We start from the raw sequence: 16,828 nt of genomic DNA, 5'->3' as shown, positions 1-16,828 counted from the left end.
ACCCTCGCCGCCGGCGGCAAAGGCGCTCAGCCCGCTGCCTGGCCGATCTCGGCGGCCAGCGCCAGGGCGCTCATGCAGACCTCCTCGATGCGGCTCGCGGAGGCCCAGTCGCCCGTGGCGGCGATGCCTGCGCCGAGATCGAGAAAAGGGCCGGGGCGCCGCGTGCGCGCAATGATCGCCGAGCGCCAGCGATGTGCCTTGACCGTTTCGGCCTGCGCCAGATCGAGATCGGGCAGCGCCGCCTGCAGCGCGGCAAGCAATGGCGCACTGAGCGTATCGGCCGCCGCATCCGCCATCGGGGCTGACCAGCCTGCCCTTGTATGAGCCACGAGCGTCGTGACCGATGCGTCGCGGCCCGGCTTGCTGGAATCGACCGAGATCCATTTGATCGGCCCGTCCATGACCTTGGCGGCGATCCAGTCGAGCGGCGAGGGGATGGGCAACCCCACCATCAGGGCATGGCAGGGCTTGAGCGAGGCACCTGCTCCGATTCCCGCCGCCTCTGGCCGCGCGGCGAACAGGGCGGCCGTCTGATGCGGCGTGGTGCTCGAGACAACCAGATCGAAGACGCCGAGCGCTACGCCGCGCGTGTCGAACAACTCCGTCGGGCCGCGCCCTGCCGCGAGCGGCGCGACATCGACGCCCGCCCGCAGATCGAGCCCGGAGGCGAGCCGCCGCGCCAAGCCATTCATGCCGGGCGCAAAAACGTGGTGCACCTCGCTCCAATGGCGCGGGCCGGTGACCCGCCCGCCCTCGATATTGACGACAGGGCCCGACCATCGGGCCACGCATCCTTCAGCTGCGAAGGGCACGAGCCAGTCGCGGAAGGCCGGCGTGCGGATGGTGAAGCACTGCGCGCCATGGTCGAAGGCGAAGCGCCCCTCGCGGCGCGTCGATGAGCGACCGCCGGGGCCGCGCCCTTTTTCGAAAACCACGACCTCGCAGCGATCGCGCAGCGCATGTGCCAGGGTGAGCCCGCCCAGCCCCGCACCGATCACGGCAATCCGCAGACCCATTCCACGCCCCCTGACACTCATGGCGCGGATAGCCGGCCTGTCGTTTGCCTTACGGCACCAGTCGCGAGGCCGATCACCCCCGCGCGAGCATCTGCGCGGGAGCCACGCGTGCGCCGGTGCGGGCCGCCTCCTCGATGGCAGCGACAGTGGCAAGCGCCATCATGCCATCAGCGCCGTCGACCAGAGGCTTTGCCTCGCCCCGCACCACGGCGAGGAAATTGTCGAGCTGGCGCACATAGCAGCTGGCATGGTCATGGGCGAGATGGGTGCGCGTCAGCGGATGGCGCCAGTCGCCATCGCCCTCGTGGCGCCAGAGATCCATGCTCGGCACCGACAATGTGGCCTTTTCGCCTCCGATGAAGAAGCAATCGCCCGGCTGATGGGCGAGATAGAGGGCCTGGCAGGCGGCCGTATCCCAGCCATAGGGCGAGGGCACTGCATCTGAGAGGGTGAAGGTGCCGAGCGCCCCCGATGCAAAGCGCATCAGCACGACCACCGTGTCTTCCACGGCAAAACCGCGCGCGCTGTTGGCGCTCATCGCCTGCACGCTCTCGATATCGCCGCAGAGATAGCGCAAGAGGTCGATGTCGTGGATGAGATTGATCAGCATCGGCCCGCCGCCGGCCTCGCGCCGCCAGGCGACATCGAAATAGTCGCGCGGCTTTTTCGCCATCCACATGCCGTTGACCGCAAGGATGCGGCCGAGCTGCCCCTCGGCGATGGTGGCCCGGGCACGCTGGATATCGGGCGCATGCCGACGATGGTGGCCAACCTGGATGGGTATGTCGGCTGCCGTGCCGGCGGCGACCAGCGCCTGTGCCGCAGTGATCGTATCGGCCACCGGCTTTTCCATGAAGAGCGGCAGGCCGGCGCCGATCACCGCCTGCCCTGCTGCGAGGTGAAGCGCATTGGGCAGGGCGACGATGACAGCATCAAGCCGGGCCTCGGCGAGGAGCGCCCGATAGTCCGAATAGAACGGCACGCCGAGCTCTGACGCGAAGCCGGCAGCGGCAGGGCCGATATCGGCGATCGCGGCGAGTTCGGCGCGGGGATGCGCGGTGATGAAGCGGGCATGCTCCCGCCCGATGAGCCCGGCCCCGAACAATCCGATGCGCACCCGGTCCATTGCGCCCTCCCCTCGAATATTGAGGAGAGAGTGCAATGGCGCGCGCCGTTTCACAATCGCCCGGCGTTCCGCCCCACGGTCCGCTGCGCGATGTGGGAAGGGCCGCCTTTCGGGCGACCCTTGCTGTCTAGCTGCCGGTGCGGCGTTCTTCGTCAGTGCCCAGCGCATCCTCGAGCGGCATATCCGCATCGCCGAGGCGCACTCGCGTGGGCAGGCCCATGCGTCCGAGCAGGTCGAGGAAGGGCGCGGGCGGCAATTCCTCGACATTGACCATGCGATGCGCATCCCAGGTGCCATCTGCGACGAGCATCGCCGCAGCCACGGGCGGCACGCCGGCGGTGTAGGAGATCGCCTGGCTGCCGGTCTCGCGATAGCAGTCGGCATGGTCGCAGATATTGTAGAGCAGCATCTCGCGCGGGGTTCCGTTCCAGCTGCCCCTCATCAGATTGCCGATCCACGTCTTGCCCTCATAGGTGGGGGCAAGCGAAGCCGGATCGGGCAGCACCGCCTTCACCAGCTTGAGCGGCACCACCTCGAGCCCCTCGGCGGTCTTCACGGGCTTTTCCGACAACAGGCCCAACGAGTTGAGCACGGTGAAGACATTGATGTAATGGGCGCCGAACCCCATCCAGAAGCGGATATTGGGCACATCGAGATTGGCCGAGAGCGAGTGCAGCTCGTCATGGCCGGTGAGATAGGTGGTCTGGTTGCCCACCACCGGTAGATCGTCCTGCCGGCTGACCTCGAACATCCGATTGGGCGTCCACTGGCCCTGCTGCCAGCTCCAGACCGTGCCGGTAAACTCGCGGAAATTGATCTCGGGGTCGAAATTGGTTGCGAAATAGCGGCCATGGCTGCCGGCATTGACATCGATGATGTCCATGCTCTCGATCGCGTCGAAATAGCGCTCGGCGGCCAGCGCCGCATAGGCATTGACCACGCCGGGATCGAAGCCCGCACCCAGAATGGCTGTCACCCCGCGCTGCTTGCAGGCCTGTTTCCGCTGCCATTCATGGTTGGCGTACCAGGGTGGGCTCTCGCAGACCTTGTCGGGATCTTCGTGGATGGCCGTGTCGATATAGGCCGCGCCGGTTTCAAGGCAGGCTTCGAGGATCGACATGTTGAGAAAGGCCGAACCCACATTGATGACGATCTGGGCGCGGGTGCGCTCGATCAGCGCGCGGGTCGCGGAAATATCGGTTGCATCGAGCGCATGGGCGGCAAGGATGCCGGGGCGCTTCAGCGCCTTGTGCTCGAGGATGGACTGAATGATACGGTGGCATTTTTCCACCGTACGGGAAGCGATGTGGATGTCGCCCAGCACGTCATTGTGCTGCGCCGCCTTATGCGCGACGACCTGGCCCACACCTCCGGCGCCGATGATGAGAATGTTCTTTTTCAATTGTCACGAGACACCTTCGCTAGCGGTTTCAGGACATGATCATGCCGCCCTCAGGAGAGGCTGGCGACATAATCCTCGAATGTGAACGCGCGCACGCGTTCGACCTCGCCACCGGGCCGCCTGATCGCGATGGCGGGCATGCGGACCCCGTTGAACCAGTTCTTCTTGACCATGGTGTAGCCGGCCGCGTTGAGGATCGAGACGCGGTCACCCACCCGGAGCGGCGCTTCGAAGCGGCCCTCCCCGAAGATGTCTCCGGCAAGGCAGGAGTTGCCGCACACCTGGTAGATATGATCCCCGCGCGCCGGCGCAATGGCAGCCTCCTGCTGGTACATCAGCAGGTCGAGCATATGCGCCTCGGCCGAGGCATCGACGATGGCGATGCGGCCCTCGTTCTCGACGATGTCGAGCACGCTGGTCTCGAGGGTCGCGGCATTGGTCACGAGCGTATCGCCCGGCTCGAGATAGACGGTGACGCCATAGCGCTCCGCAAAGCCCCTGAGCCGGTCCGCCAGCGCATCGAGATCATAGCCGGGCGCGGTGAAGTGGATGCCCCCGCCCAGGCTCACCCAGTCGAGCTGCGAGAGGATCGCGCCATAGCCTTCTTCGATCCGGCCGAGAAGCGCATCGAAGCTTTCGAACGCATCGTTCTCGCAATTGCAGTGCAGCATGACCCCGGTGATGCGATCGAGCACGGCGGCGATCCGCGCAGGATCGCGCTCGCCCAGCCGGCTCATCGGCCGCGCCGGATCGGCGAGGAGGAAATGGCTGTGGCTCACCCCCGGATTGACACGCAATCCCAGTGGCTTGCCCTGCGCCTGCGCGCCAAAGCGCTCGAGCTGGGCGATGGAATTGAAGATCACCTTGTCGGCGTGGTCGACCACCGCAGCGAATTCATCGTCCGCATAGGCCACGGAATAGGCGTGCGTTTCCTTGCCGAACTTCTCCCGACCCAGCCGCACCTCGTTGAGCGAGGATGAGGTGGTGCCATCGAGCGCCGGCGCCATGATGTCGAACACCGACCAGGTGGCAAAGCATTTGAGCGCGAGCAGGAGCCTCGCGCCCGAGCGTGCGCGCAGCCTTTCGGCGATGGCCAGATTGGCGCGCAGCGCCACTTCGTCGATGAGATAATAAGGCGTCGGAATGGACAGTTCCGGCTCCCCCTATCGGTGCTACGGGCGTTTGGAACGCTGGCCATCGCATATGGAGGCCCCCCCTGCAACCCCATCCGGCGCATGGAGGCTGTTCGCCGCGGCTCACCGCGCCGAGAGGGTCTCGCCCTGCCGTGGTTCGCCCCGGCGCACGACATAGTCGGTGAACTGGGCCGGCAGGCCTTCGCCATTGGCGAGATCGGGGGTCGTCTGCAGGTGGAAATGCAGGTGCGGCTAGCTGCTGTTGCCGCTGTTGCCGCAAAGCCCGAGCCGGTCGCCAACCGACACGCTGTCCCCGGCAGCCACCGCGACGCTCCCGGCCCGGAGATGCGCGAGAAAGGCGAATTCGCTGTTGCCCAGATCGAGCACCACGTGATTGCCGGCCGGATTGTGCGGATCCATCGTGCCGATGGGCTGGTCGGGCAGCCCATCGATCGCGGCCACCACCGTGCCGGCGGCGGGGGCCAGAATAGGCTCGCCCCAGCAATGATAGCTCTCGAGCCTGTCGGCCGGCCCTTCATGCGAAACCCCGTCGCGCAGGATCAGCGCATCGATAGCAAAGCGCTGCGCCGGGTCCGCGCCGTGATAATTCTCGGCAAGGCTGCGCCCACCCCAGACCAGCGTCCACTCACCCGCAAAGGGCAGGCGCAGGCTGGCCTTGGTCTGGTAGTCGAGAAAGCGGCTTTCAGCCAACACGGCGACGGGGCGGACATAAAAGCCCGAAACCTGCCCCTCGGGGGACAGCGCCCACTGCATGACGATATCGGGGTCGGCCTCCGACCAGCGGCCGGTGCGCAGATAGACGTCATGCCCCTCGACCTGCTCCACCTCTTCCGTCAACACCTCGGTCTCTTCGCCAAGGCTGCCGGAAAGCTGCTCGCGAAAGGCGGCCAGCGCTTCGAGCGTGCCGAAGGCGGACTGCATCTCGTCCGTCATGCGGCTCCACACCGCCTGATGCTCGCCCTCAAGGAAGGCCTCGCTGAGCGTGCGACCCTGCGAGAGGATATCGGCATCGGCGGCAAAGACCACGGAGGACAGGCAGAGGCTGGCGATCGCGACGAGGATGGACGAGCGGCGCATGGATACTCCCGATGGTGGTGAGGCCAATCGTCGGAGCGGCCGATCCGTTCTACTGGATGCTCGCGGCTTCGAGATAGCGCGAGAAGGCCCAGCCGCTGCGCCCATCGGGGGCGGTGATGCGCAGCCAGTTGCCCTGCACCTCGGCGACATCGACGACGCTGCCACGCGGCAGGCTGAAAAGCGTCCCGCCCTGGCCCGGCCGCGACCGGATATTGAGCGAAGACGCTACGATGCGGTGCGGGCGGGAGGGCTTTGCAGCCACTTCGGCGGCAGGGGCGGGCAAGGCCGCCTGCATGACGCTGGCGCGCGCCTCGACAACCGCCGGGGTGGCCCTTGCCACGTTGAAATCGGCAGCCTTCCGGTCGGGCAGGGGCATGGCATAGGACTGGCGCACATCGGCACGGGCCGCCGACTTGATGGACACCATCGACCCGGCCGCCTGGGCCGAAAACCCGACAGCCCCGCCGATAACGATCAGCGATGCCATGAGCACGCCGGCATAGCGCCCGGCCGAGAGGAGCCGCGCCCGGCGCAGATCCGGCGAAACGGAAGCGGTGGGAACCGACGCGGCCTGAGTGTCAGGCGCCTGAACATCCTGCGCCTGCGTGTCCGGCGCCTGACTGCCTTGCGTCTTGATGTCGGCCGTCTGGCTTGCCGGCTGCGTGTCCATGTCCCACCTCCTTGTTGACACAAGTAAGGCGGGACCGGGCAGAAAGTTCCGGAGCGATTACTCCGGAACGACGCGCACCGCGCCCTGGGCGGCGTTCGAGACCATCGCGGCATAGGCCCGCAATGCAGCCGAGACCTTGCGCGGGCGAGGTGCCGCCGGCTTCCAGCCTGCCGCATCCTGCCGGGTGCGGCGCTCGGCCAGCACCGCATCCTCGACGCGCAGGGAGATGGTGCGGGCGGGGATATCGATGTCGATCATGTCCCCTTCCTCGACGAGGCCGATGAGCCCGCCTTCGGCCGCCTCGGGCGAGACGTGCCCGATGGAAAGACCCGAGGTGCCGCCGGAGAAACGCCCATCGGTGATGAGCGCGCAGGCCTTGCCCAGCCCCATCGATTTCAGATAGCTCGTGGGGTAGAGCATTTCCTGCATGCCGGGCCCGCCCTTGGGACCCTCATAGCGGATCACCACCACATCGCCGGCCTTGATGTCCTTGGAAAGGATGCGCTTGACCGCATCGTCCTGGCTTTCGCAGACGCGCGCCGGGCCCGAGAATTTGAGGATCGATTCATCGACGCCCGCGGTCTTGACCACGCAACCCTCGAGCGCCAGGTTGCCGGTGAGCACCGCCAGCCCGCCATCCTTGGAGAAGGCATGCTCCACCGAGCGGATGGCGCCGGTCTCGCGATCGAGATCGAGCTCCTTGAACCGGCTCGCCTGGCTGAAAGCCACCTGTGTGCGCTTGCCGCCGGGCGCCGCCTTGAAGAGCGTCGCCGTCGCCTCGTCGTCGCGCACCCGCATGATGTCCCAGCGGTCGATGGCTTCGCCCAGCGTCGCCTCATGCACGGTGGGCACGTCGCGATGAAGGAGACCGCCGCGATCGAGTTCGCCCAATATGCCGAAGATGCCGCCGGCCCGGTGCACATCCTCGATATGCACGTCCTGCACCGCCGGGGCCACCTTGCAGACACAGGGCACCTGGCGCGACAGCCGGTCGATATCGTCCATGGTGAAATCCACCCCGCCCTCGCGCGCGATGGCGAGGATGTGCAGGATGGTGTTGGTCGAGCCGCCCATGGCGATGTCGAGCGTCATGGCGTTCTCGAACGCCGCCTTGGTGGCGATGGCGCGCGGGTTGAGGCCCTTTTCCTCGACCTCGTAATGGAGCCGCGCCATCTCGACGATGCGGCGGCCGGCCTGGCGGAAGAGCTTCTCGCGATCGGCATGGGTGGCAAGGATGGTGCCGTTGCCCGGCAGGCTCAGCCCCAGCGCCTCGGTGAGGCAGTTCATCGAGTTGGCGGTGAACATGCCCGAGCAGGAGCCGCAGGTGGGGCAGGCATTGCGCTCGAATTCGCTCACCTGCTCGTCGGTGTAGCGGCTGTCGGCAGCCACCACCATGGCATCGATGAGATCGACGGCATGCTCGATATTGTCGATGCGCACCTTGCCCGCTTCCATCGGCCCGCCCGAAACGAAGATCGCCGGAACGTCGAGCCGCATGGCGGCCATCAGCATGCCGGGGGTGATCTTGTCGCAATTGGAGATGCACACGATGGCGTCGGCGCAATGGGCATTGACCATGTATTCGACGCTGTCGGCGATGATCTCGCGGCTGGGCAGCGAATAGAGCATGCCGTCATGGCCCATGGCGATGCCGTCATCGACGGCAATGGTGTTGAATTCCTTGGCCACGCCGCCCGCTGCCTCGATCTCGCGGGCAACCAGCTGCCCGAGATCCTTGAGGTGCACATGGCCGGGCACGAACTGGGTGAAGGAATTGACCACCGCGATGATCGGCTTGCCGAAATCGCCATCCTTCATGCCCGTGGCGCGCCACAGGCTGCGGGCACCGGCCATGTTGCGGCCATGGGTGGTCGTGCGGGAGCGGTACTGGGGCATTCTCGTCATCCACCTGAGAGGGGGCGCAGCGCAAAGCGCCGCGGCGCCGAAATTTGAGGCAATGTTCTAGAGCGCAACGCCGCAGGCGCCAACCCCAGCCCGGGGCCGATCCGTCCACTGGCGGTCAATTTTTGGCGCGCGGACGCCGGGCAAAGAGCCAGACCCCGATGAGCACGAGCCCGGTTCCGGCAAGGTGAAAGGGGGTGAACGCCTCGCCCAGCACGAGCACGGCGAGCCCCACCGTCGCCACGGGCGAAATGTTGCCGACCACCGCGGTGCGTTCTGAGCCCACGAGCCCGATGGCCCAGGAGATGCAATAGGCGGGCAGCACGGTGGAAAAGAGCCCGATGCCGACCATCAGGCTCAACTCATAACCCGTCACCGCCAGCGCGGAGATGGGGTGGGTCAGAAGGAAATGAGCAAACACCAGTACGCCGGCCGCCGACATCGCGACCGAGGTGAAGAGCTGCGCGCCCATCCGATCAATCAGCGGCTTGGCGAGGATCTGGTAGCCGGCATAGGCGATGGCCGATCCCAGCGCCAGGGCCGACCCGAGCAGCACCGTATCGCCGGCCACCCGAAAATCATGCAGGAAGATCAGCATGATGCCGCAATAGCTCAGCACCAGCGCCAGCACCATCGGCAGGGTCACCTTGCGCCTGAACAGCACGACCCCGAACAGCACGACGAAGAAGGGATAGGTGAGCAGGATCAGCCGGTCGAGCTGGGCAGAGATATATTCGAGCGCGGCAAAATCGAAATAGGAGGCGAGGTAATAGCCCAGGACGCCGACCCCGCCGGCCTTGGCGAGGGTTGCCCGGTCGGGCAGCGCCGTGCCACCCCTGCCTGTCGCGCGCGCCCTTTGCCGCCAGCTCCAGAGCCCCACCCCGGCAAAGATTGGCACCGAGACCAGCATGCGCCAGGCCAGTGTCGTCACCGCGTCGATGCCCTCGGCCAGCGCCAGCTTGACGATGATGCCCTTGGTGGCAAAGAGCGCGGCGCCCGCAATGGCGAGGACGAGCCCGAGCGTCTGGCGGGAGGGTTCGGACTGGGGCTGGGCTGGCGCGGTCATGGGGTCTGCGGCAGCCTCGGCGGGCCGCCGCCCATCGGGGAGACGATCCTGCCTCTACACCCGCGCGCCTGATGATGAAAGCCGTCTCATCCCCTTGGATGGGCGCTGCGATAGGCCGAAAGCAGCCGATCGCTGTCGACGGCGGTATAGATCTGCGTGGTCGAGAGCGAGGCGTGGCCCAAAAGCTCCTGGATCGAGCGCAGGTCGCCGCCCTTGGCGAGGAGGTGGGTGGCAAAGGAATGGCGCAGGGCATGCGGGGTGGCCGAAGCCGGCAGGCCCAGGGCACCGCGCAATTGCTCCATCCGCAACTGGATGATGCGTGGCGACAGCACCCCGCCCTTGACGCCGCGAAAGAGCGGCTGGCGCGGGCCGGGCTTGAAGGGCGAAAGCCCCTGATAGCGCGCGATAGCGGCCTTGACCGGGGCGATCAGCGGCACGAGCCGCGTCTTGCCGCCCTTGCCCGTCACTCGGAGGGCGCTGCCCTCGAGATCGGCTGCGGTGATCGCCAGAGCCTCGGAAATACGCAGGCCCGCCCCGTAGCAGAGCGCGATCACCGCCATGTCGCGCGCCGCGACCCACTCCACGGGCTCAAGCTCGGCAACCACCGCGATGCTGGCCTTGGCCTCGGCCACAGACACCGGCTTGGGCAGGGATTTCTTCTGGCGCGGTGCCCGCACCAGATTGAGGGCTTCTCCGCTGCCCACCCCCTCGCGCTCGAGATAGCCGAAAAAGCTCTTGATGCCGGACAATTGCCGGGCGAGCGAGCGCGACCCGACTGCACCATTGCGCCGCTCGGCCATGAAGGCCCGAATATCGGGGGCGCCAATGGCTGCCAGCCCATCAAGCCCGACGGGGCCGCCGTGATACTCGGCCAGAAACGCAAGAAACTGCGCCACGTCGCGCCGATAGGCCTCGACGGTGAGGGGCGCCAGCCGGCGCACCGCGGAGAGGTGCCGCTCCCAGCCGGCAAGATGGGTCTGGACGGCGGCGTCGATGGCAAAGGCTGTCTCGGTCATGCGGCAAGTCTAGCCCCATCCGGTTGCCGATGTGTATCGGCGCCCGTGAAAACAGGTGTTGCAACTGTGCACCACCTCGGCCCGCCTCGGTGTCCGGGATGGAACACGCCCCCGTGAGGCGCCTTATCTCTGCCGAACCGCCACAGTATCGACGCTTCATGACCAATTGGCGCACATGGTTGCTTGCGGCTTTCGCCGTTATCCTCATGGCCGGGCCGAGCCTGACGCTCGGCGCGCGCACAGCCATGGCCGCGGCTCTGCAGCCCCAGCCCGTCGAGGCGGTCCGGCCCGTGCAGCCTCTCGTCAAGCCATGCCTCGTCTTCGGCGGCAGTCGCGTTTTCGGCTGCGTGCTGGGGATTGCGCCGGTGATGCCGCAGCTCGAGCGTCAGGCGGGCAGTGCGGGAGCGCCGTCGATCCGCACGACCCCGGCTGCCCTTGCCCAGCCGGCCCCCGCGGTCGAGTTGCCCCCGCCCCGAGGCCTCGCCTGACCCGACGCTTCCCTTTCGCCCTCTCTGCGCGGCTTCGGCCAGCGCCAAAGGACTTTCGATCATGACTTCCCCCCGCCTCGGCCGCCGCAGCTTCATGCTGGGCGCCGCCAGCCTCTCCGCCCTCGCCCTTGCCGGCTGCGCCTCGGGCAGCCGCCGGATCGCCGCCGTGCCGGTCGACCCCCGCGCGTCGATCCCGCCCGATGTGCTGGCCATGTATGGCGCCATGCCCGAGGAGCAGTTCCCCATTCCGGCGGCGCGTATCGAGCTCGTCGATCCCATGTATTGGCGCCAGGAGGTGGCCGACCCCACCGGCGAACGCCCGGGCACCGTGGTGGTCGATACGGCCAACCGCTTCCTCTACCATGTCGCCGAGGGCGGCCGGGCCATGCGCTATGGCGTTGGAATCGGGCGCGACGGCTTCTCCTGGTCGGGCCGCGCCCGCATCGCCTACAAGCGCAAATGGCCGACCTGGACACCGCCCGCAGAGATGATCGCGCGCGAACCCTATCTCGAGCCCTATCGCCGCGGCATGCCCCCGGGGATCGAGAACCCGCTCGGCGCAAGGGCGCTCTATATCTTCGAGGGCGGTCGCGACACCATCTATCGCCTGCACGGCAATCCCGACGAGCGTTCGATCGGGCAGGCCGTGTCCTCGGGCTGCGTGCGCCTGCTCAACCAGGACGTGATCGACCTCTACAACCGCGTCAAGGACGGGTCGCCGATCCTCGTCGCCTGATCGCGGGCTGCATCACGCTCCGGGCGGGTTGGCCGAATCGGCTGCCCGCCCCTATGGTTCGCCCGTGAACAAAACGGGCACCTCATGCTGATCGCCCCAGATATCGTCGCTGTCATGGTCGGGGTCGCCGTCGAGGGCCCCTACTCCTACCGCGTGCCCCACGGCATGGACGTGCGGCGCGGATCCATCGTCGCCGTGCCGCTCGGGCCACGCCTCGTCTTCGGCGTCGTCTGGGGCGAGCCCAAGGATCAGGTAGCCCATAACCGGCTGCGCGACATTGCCCATGTCTATGACGTGCCGCCCCTCTCCGAGGAGTTGCTGAGGACCATCGACTGGGTGGCCCGCTATACGCTGGCGCCTCCGGGCATGGTGCTGCGCGGCGTCTTGCGTTCAAGCGAGGCGCTCGACCCCGAAAAGCCGGTCACCGCCTATCGCAGGACGGAAACCGTCCCCGATCGCATGACCGACGCGCGGGCCCGTGTGCTCGAGCTTCTCGCCGATGGCCAGGCCTGGCCCAAGACGGCGCTGGTCGGGGCGTCGGGAGTGTCGCCTTCGGTGATCGAGGGGCTGGAGCGGTCGGGCGCGCTCGAAAGGCTGGCCCTGCCCGCCCCGCCGGTGGTGATGCCGCCCGATCCCGAGGCCGCCCCGGCTGCCCTTTCGCCCGACCAGCAGGGCGCGCTCGACACCATCCGCACCCTGTCCGCCGACGCCTTCGGGGTGGCGCTGCTCGATGGCGTCACCGGCAGCGGCAAGACCGAAGTGTTCTTCGAAACGGTGGCGGACACGCTGCGGGCCGGTCGGCAGGCGCTGATCCTGATGCCCGAGATCGCCCTGACCCATGCGTTTCTTGATCGATTCGCGCGCCGATTCGGCGCCAGACCCGCGGAATGGCATTCGGGCATGACGCCCATCCAGCGCGCCCGCACCTGGCGGGGGGTGATCGAGGGCAAGGTACGGGCCGTGGTCGGGGCGCGCTCTTCGCTCTTCCTGCCGTTTCGCGAGCTTGGCCTCATCGTGCTCGATGAAGAGCATGACGGCGCCTACAAGCAGGCCGAGGGCGTCAACTACCACGCCCGCGACATGGCGGTGGTCCGCGCCCGCTTCGCCGAGGCTCGCGTGGTGCTGGCCTCCGCCACCCCGTCGGTCGAATCGCGCAACAATGCCGACCAGGGCCGCTACGCTTATGTGCGCATGGCCTCGCGCTTCGCCGAGGCACGGCTGCCCGACATCAACGCCCTCGACATGCGCGAAGACCCGCCCGAGCCCGGCCAGTGGATCGCGCCGCGTCTTGCCCGCGAGGTCTTCGCCACGCTCGACCGGGGCGAACAGGCGCTGCTGTTCTTGAACCGGCGCGGCTATGCGCCGCTGACGCTCTGCAAGCAGTGCGGCCACCAGTACCAGTGCCCCGATTGCTCGACCTGGCTCGTGGAGCACCGCTTTCGCGGCGTGCTGATGTGCCACCATTGCGGCCATGAGCAGAAGACGCCGGTCAATTGCGGCGCCTGCGGGGCCGAAAAGAGCCTCGTGCCCATCGGCCCCGGCATCGAGCGTGTCGCCGAGGAGGCCGCCCTGCGCTTCCCCGATGCGCGGCGGGTGATCCTCTCCTCGGACATGGGCTCGAACGCGCAGTTGCGCGAGCGCTTCGTCGAGGTGGCGCGCGGCGACTACGACCTCATCATCGGCACGCAGTTGGTCGCCAAGGGCCATCATTTCGAAAAACTGACGCTGGTAGGCGTGCTCGACGCCGATCTGGGGCTCGCCCATGGCGATCCGCGCGCGGCCGAAAAGACCTTCCAGATCCTCACCCAGGTGACCGGGCGGGCAGGCCGGGTGGGCAGATCGGGCCGGGCCTTCCTCCAGACCTATCATCCGCACCACCCGGTGATGGAAGCCTTGGTCAAGGCCGATCGCGAGGCCTTCTACGCCCATGAAGTGGCGGCGCGGCGCGAGGGCGGGCTGCCGCCCTTCGGCAGGCTCGCCGCCCTCGTGGTCTCGGCCTCAGAGCATGACGTGGCGATGGCGCACGCAAAGCGGCTCCTCGCGCAAGCGCCGGCCGCGGAGGGCCTGAGGCTCTTCGGCCCCGCCGACGCCCCCCTCGCCATGATCCGCGGCCGCCACCGCGTGCGCCTGCTGGCCCAGAGCCCGCGCGACTTCGACCTGTCCGGCTATGTCCGCTTCTGGCTCACGGGTGCCGACCGACCGACCGGCAACCTCAAGGTCCAGGTGGATATCGATCCGCAAAGCTTCTTCTGAGGATTTTTGTATATACAGAAATTGCAACCGGATCGCGGACGCGCTATAAGGGGGGACGCGGCGTGGACTTCGAATGGGACGAAGCCAAGAACGCGAGCAACCGTGCCAAGCATGGCGTGGATTTCTCGCTGGCGCTGGAGTTTGATTGGAGCGAGGCGTTCGTCAGGCCCGATAGCCGGCTCGACTATGGCGAGGATCGCGCAGTGGCCTACGGCAAGGCCCGGGACGGCCTGCTTTATGTCATCGTATTCACCTGGCGCGGCACCATGATCCGCGTCATCAGCGTCAGGCGCTTCGGCAGGAAGGACCACCTCCATTATGGGAAAACATGAAAAGAATGCCGAGCTGGTCTATGGCGAACCCGATGAGGAAAGTCCGGAACTGACTGCCGAGACCGCAAGGCAGCTCGTACCCGCCAGCCAGTTCTTCGCAGAGCGCGGGCTGAAGCTGCCGGGGCGGCCGCCCTCGGCCGATGCCAAGCTGGCCGTTTCGCTGCGGCTCGACCGCGATATCGTGGAGGCCTTCAAGGCCGACGGGCCGGGCTGGCAGACGCGGATCAACGCCGCCCTGCGCCAGAGCCTTGGCCGCAAAGACGGACCCGCCTGAGCCTGCGCTCGCGTGTCCCGGCGGTGCGACATTTTCGCGCCCCGATGAAATGCCGGTGCAAGCCTTGCAGCCGCGCGGCCCCATGTGATAGTGGGGGCGCGACTTTCGAGGGCCCGGGGACGGCCCCCGTGCCTAATGACATCGTCACGTCACCGAGCCGCCCGGCATGAGCAATCCCCGCGGGCGTCCGGGCTACGTGAAACAAGGGGTAAAGCGGCATTGGCAGATCAGGTATCGATACTGGCCCAGATCGCCCGGCCCTACGCGGCCGCGCTGTTCGATCTGGCCGCGGCCGACGGGCGGATCGACGCCGTGGAGGCCGAGCTCAGCGCACTTGACCGTCTGGCTGCGGAAAGTGCCGACTTCGCGCGCTATCTGGCCTCTCCGGTCATCAAGGCCGAGGAGAAGTCCGCGGCCCTCGAGCCGATCCTCAGCGCCGCCGGCGCCGGCCCGCTGGTGGGCAATCTGCTGCGCGTCGTGGCCCGCAATGGCCGCCTCTTCGCGCTCCCCGCCATCGTCAGCGCGTACAGGAGCCTTGCCGCCGAAGCGCGCGGCGAGACCACCGCTGACGTCACCTCTGCCGCGCCGCTGACCAGCGACCAGCGCGCCGCCCTCGCCGAGACGCTGAAAGCCAGCATCGGCAAGACCGTTTCCCTCAATGAGCATGTCGACGCCTCGCTGATCGGCGGCCTTGTCGTCAAGGTCGGCTCCCGCATGATCGACAGCTCGCTCAAGACCAAACTGTCCCAGATGAAGATCGCCATGAAAGAGGTCGGATAATGGATATCAAAGCCGCGGAAATTTCTGCGATCCTCAAGGACCAGATCCGGAATTTCGGCCAGGAGGCCTCGGTATCCGAAGTCGGCCAGGTGCTGTCGGTGGGCGACGGTATCGCCCGCGTCTACGGCCTCGACCAGTGCCAGGCCGGTGAGCTCGTCGAGTTCCCGGGCGGCATCAAGGGCATGGCGCTGAACCTCGAGACCGACAATGTCGGCGTCGTGATCTTCGGCGACGACCGCTCGATCAAGGAAGGCGACACCGTCAAGCGCACCGGCGCCATCGTGGACACCCCGGTGGGCAAGGGTCTTCTGGGCCGCGTGGTCGATGGCCTGGGCAATCCGATCGACGGCAAGGGTCCGATCCAGTACACCGAGCGTCGCCGTGTCGACGTCAAGGCCCCCGGCATTCTGCCGCGCAAGTCGGTGCATGAGCCGATGTCGACCGGCCTCAAGGCCATCGATGCGATGATCCCGATCGGGCGCGGCCAGCGCGAGCTCGTCATCGGCGACCGCCAGACCGGCAAGACCGCCATCGTTCTTGACACCTTCCTCAACCAGAAGCCGGCCCACGACGCCAACGCGTCCGAAACCGACAAGCTCTACTGCATCTATGTCGCGGTGGGCCAGAAGCGCTCGACGGTTGCCCAGTTCGTGCGCCAGCTCGAAGAGGCCGGCGCGCTCGAATATTCCGTGGTGATCGCCGCCACCGCGTCGGACCCGGCGCCGCTCCAGTACATCGCGCCCTTCACCGGCTGCGCCATCGGCGAGTGGTTCCGCGACAACGGCATGCATGCCGTGATCGCCTATGACGATCTGACCAAACAGGCCGTCGCCTACCGCCAGATGTCGCTGCTGCTGCGCCGTCCGCCGGGCCGCGAAGCCTATCCGGGCGACGTGTTCTACCTGCATTCGCGCCTGCTCGAGCGTGCCGCCAAGCTCAACGAAGATCACGGGTTGGGCTCGCTCACCGCGCTGCCGATCATCGAGACGCAGGCCAACGACGTGTCGGCCTATATCCCGACCAACGTGATCTCGATCACCGACGGCCAGATCTTCCTCGAGACCAACCTCTTCTTCCAGGGCATTCGCCCCGCCGTGAACGTCGGTCTCTCGGTGTCGCGCGTAGGCTCCTCGGCCCAGATCAAGGCGATGAAGCAGGTGGCCGGCTCGATCAAGGGCGAGCTCAGCCAGTATCGCGAGATGGCGGCCTTCGCGCAGTTCGGTTCCGATCTCGACGCTGCGACCCAGCGCCTGCTCAACCGCGGCGCCCGCCTCACCGAGCTGCTCAAGCAGCCCCAGTTCTCCCCGCTCAAGACAGAAGAGCAGGTCGTGGTGATCTTTGCCGGCATCAACGGCTATCTCGACGACCTGCCGGTCTCCAAGGTCGGGGATTTCGAGCGCACCGTGCTCTCGGCCTTCCGCTCCAAGCATGCCGATATCCTCTCGGCCATCGCCACCCAGAAGGCGCTTTCGGACGATCTGCGCACGCAGGTCAAGACCGCGCTCGACGCCATCAAGAAGACCTACGCGGGCTGAG

The 16,828-nt window shown here is 67.1% G+C and carries 16 protein-coding genes; 7 read left to right on the top strand and 9 right to left on the bottom strand.

The genetic code is table 11. The annotated features are described in order from the left end of the window. Positions 1-26 precede the first annotated feature (26 nt). From BT183_RS12555 to BT183_RS12515, 9 genes are all read right to left on the bottom strand, one after another. Positions 27-1,016, bottom strand: a complete 990-nt coding sequence (locus BT183_RS12555) for an NAD(P)/FAD-dependent oxidoreductase (RefSeq protein WP_072343529.1) — start codon at positions 1,014-1,016, stop codon at positions 27-29. Between the two features lie 73 nt (positions 1,017-1,089). Next, on the bottom strand, positions 1,090-2,142 hold the full coding sequence (locus BT183_RS12550; RefSeq protein ID WP_072343526.1) for a Gfo/Idh/MocA family protein: 1,053 nt from the start codon (positions 2,140-2,142) through the stop codon (positions 1,090-1,092). A gap of 127 nt (positions 2,143-2,269) precedes the next feature. Continuing rightward, a complete protein-coding gene (locus BT183_RS12545) occupies positions 2,270-3,544 on the bottom strand; it encodes a saccharopine dehydrogenase family protein (RefSeq protein WP_072343523.1) in 1,275 nt (424 codons plus the stop codon). Between the two features lie 50 nt (positions 3,545-3,594). Then, positions 3,595-4,689, bottom strand: a complete 1,095-nt coding sequence (locus BT183_RS12540) for a carboxynorspermidine decarboxylase (protein ID WP_084603497.1) — start codon at positions 4,687-4,689, stop codon at positions 3,595-3,597. Positions 4,690-4,929: 240 nt separating this feature from the next. Further along, positions 4,930-5,775, bottom strand: a complete 846-nt coding sequence (locus tag BT183_RS12535) for a M23 family metallopeptidase (protein WP_244545325.1) — start codon at positions 5,773-5,775, stop codon at positions 4,930-4,932. A 49-nt stretch (positions 5,776-5,824) separates the two neighbouring features. After that, positions 5,825-6,445: an SH3 domain-containing protein gene (locus BT183_RS12530; RefSeq protein WP_072343517.1), complete on the bottom strand. Its 621-nt coding sequence runs from the start codon at positions 6,443-6,445 to the stop codon at positions 5,825-5,827. Positions 6,446-6,502: 57 nt separating this feature from the next. Further along, the gene (ilvD, locus tag BT183_RS12525) at positions 6,503-8,341 is read right to left on the bottom strand and encodes a dihydroxy-acid dehydratase (RefSeq protein ID WP_072343514.1); all 1,839 of its coding nucleotides are present in this window, start codon (positions 8,339-8,341) and stop codon (positions 6,503-6,505) included. Between the two features lie 124 nt (positions 8,342-8,465). Continuing rightward, positions 8,466-9,413 carry a DMT family transporter gene (locus BT183_RS12520; protein WP_072343511.1) on the bottom strand — a complete coding sequence of 316 codons (948 nt, stop codon included), beginning with the start codon at positions 9,411-9,413 and terminating at the stop codon, positions 8,466-8,468. A gap of 86 nt (positions 9,414-9,499) precedes the next feature. Then, positions 9,500-10,429 (bottom strand): tyrosine recombinase XerC, encoded by a 930-nt coding sequence (locus BT183_RS12515; RefSeq protein ID WP_072343509.1) that lies wholly within the window; start codon positions 10,427-10,429, stop codon positions 9,500-9,502. 158 nt (positions 10,430-10,587) lie between these two features. On the opposite strand from BT183_RS12515, the gene BT183_RS12510 reads away from it, so the two are divergent. The 7 genes from BT183_RS12510 (at position 10,588) to atpA (ending at position 16,827) form a co-directional block, all read left to right on the top strand. Next, entirely contained in the window at positions 10,588-10,917 is a 330-nt protein-coding gene (locus BT183_RS12510; RefSeq protein WP_072343506.1) for a hypothetical protein, read from the top strand. A 61-nt stretch (positions 10,918-10,978) separates the two neighbouring features. After that, positions 10,979-11,653 (top strand): L,D-transpeptidase, encoded by a 675-nt coding sequence (locus BT183_RS12505; protein WP_072343504.1) that lies wholly within the window; start codon positions 10,979-10,981, stop codon positions 11,651-11,653. An 84-nt stretch (positions 11,654-11,737) separates the two neighbouring features. After that, positions 11,738-13,906 carry a primosomal protein N' gene (locus tag BT183_RS12500; RefSeq protein ID WP_072343503.1) on the top strand — a complete coding sequence of 723 codons (2,169 nt, stop codon included), beginning with the start codon at positions 11,738-11,740 and terminating at the stop codon, positions 13,904-13,906. 62 nt (positions 13,907-13,968) lie between these two features. After that, the gene (locus BT183_RS12495; RefSeq protein ID WP_072343500.1) at positions 13,969-14,238 is read left to right on the top strand and encodes a BrnT family toxin; all 270 of its coding nucleotides are present in this window, start codon (positions 13,969-13,971) and stop codon (positions 14,236-14,238) included. Further along, complete coding sequence (locus tag BT183_RS12490; RefSeq protein ID WP_072343497.1) at positions 14,225-14,512, top strand: BrnA antitoxin family protein; 288 nt, start codon at positions 14,225-14,227, stop codon at positions 14,510-14,512. Before BT183_RS12495 ends, BT183_RS12490 begins: the two co-directional genes overlap by 14 nt. 219 nt (positions 14,513-14,731) lie before the next feature. Continuing rightward, the gene (locus tag BT183_RS12485; RefSeq protein ID WP_072343494.1) at positions 14,732-15,292 is read left to right on the top strand and encodes a F0F1 ATP synthase subunit delta; all 561 of its coding nucleotides are present in this window, start codon (positions 14,732-14,734) and stop codon (positions 15,290-15,292) included. After that, positions 15,292-16,827 carry a F0F1 ATP synthase subunit alpha gene (gene atpA / locus BT183_RS12480; RefSeq protein ID WP_072343491.1) on the top strand — a complete coding sequence of 512 codons (1,536 nt, stop codon included), beginning with the start codon at positions 15,292-15,294 and terminating at the stop codon, positions 16,825-16,827. Before BT183_RS12485 ends, atpA begins: the two co-directional genes overlap by 1 nt. Position 16,828: the final 1 nt, after the last annotated feature.

It is taken from the genome of Devosia enhydra, from assembly GCF_900119845.1.
Taxonomy (GTDB): Bacteria; Pseudomonadota; Alphaproteobacteria; order Rhizobiales; family Devosiaceae; genus FPKU01.
The sequence above is the reverse complement of the archived record's forward strand: the minus strand, read 5'-3'. Positions and strand labels throughout refer to the sequence as shown.

Bases quoted from the DNA above. Each gene is read 5' to 3' on its own strand.
- BT183_RS12555 (WP_072343529.1), bottom strand. From the start codon at position 1,016: ATGGGTCTGCGGATTGCCGTGATCGGTGCGGGGCTGGGCGGGCTCACC.
- BT183_RS12550 (WP_072343526.1), bottom strand. From the start codon at position 2,142: ATGGACCGGGTGCGCATCGGATTGTTCGGGGCCGGGCTCATCGGGCGG.
- BT183_RS12535 (WP_244545325.1), bottom strand. From the start codon at position 5,775: ATGCGCCGCTCGTCCATCCTCGTCGCGATCGCCAGCCTCTGCCTGTCC.
- BT183_RS12530 (WP_072343517.1), bottom strand. From the start codon at position 6,445: ATGGACACGCAGCCGGCAAGCCAGACGGCCGACATCAAGACGCAAGGC.
- ilvD (WP_072343514.1), bottom strand. From the start codon at position 8,341: ATGCCCCAGTACCGCTCCCGCACGACCACCCATGGCCGCAACATGGCC.
- BT183_RS12520 (WP_072343511.1), bottom strand. From the start codon at position 9,413: ATGACCGCGCCAGCCCAGCCCCAGTCCGAACCCTCCCGCCAGACGCTC.
- BT183_RS12515 (WP_072343509.1), bottom strand. From the start codon at position 10,429: ATGACCGAGACAGCCTTTGCCATCGACGCCGCCGTCCAGACCCATCTT.
- BT183_RS12510 (WP_072343506.1), top strand. From the start codon at position 10,588: ATGACCAATTGGCGCACATGGTTGCTTGCGGCTTTCGCCGTTATCCTC.
- BT183_RS12505 (WP_072343504.1), top strand. From the start codon at position 10,979: ATGACTTCCCCCCGCCTCGGCCGCCGCAGCTTCATGCTGGGCGCCGCC.
- BT183_RS12500 (WP_072343503.1), top strand. From the start codon at position 11,738: ATGCTGATCGCCCCAGATATCGTCGCTGTCATGGTCGGGGTCGCCGTC.
- BT183_RS12490 (WP_072343497.1), top strand. From the start codon at position 14,225: ATGGGAAAACATGAAAAGAATGCCGAGCTGGTCTATGGCGAACCCGAT.
- atpA (WP_072343491.1), top strand. From the start codon at position 15,292: ATGGATATCAAAGCCGCGGAAATTTCTGCGATCCTCAAGGACCAGATC.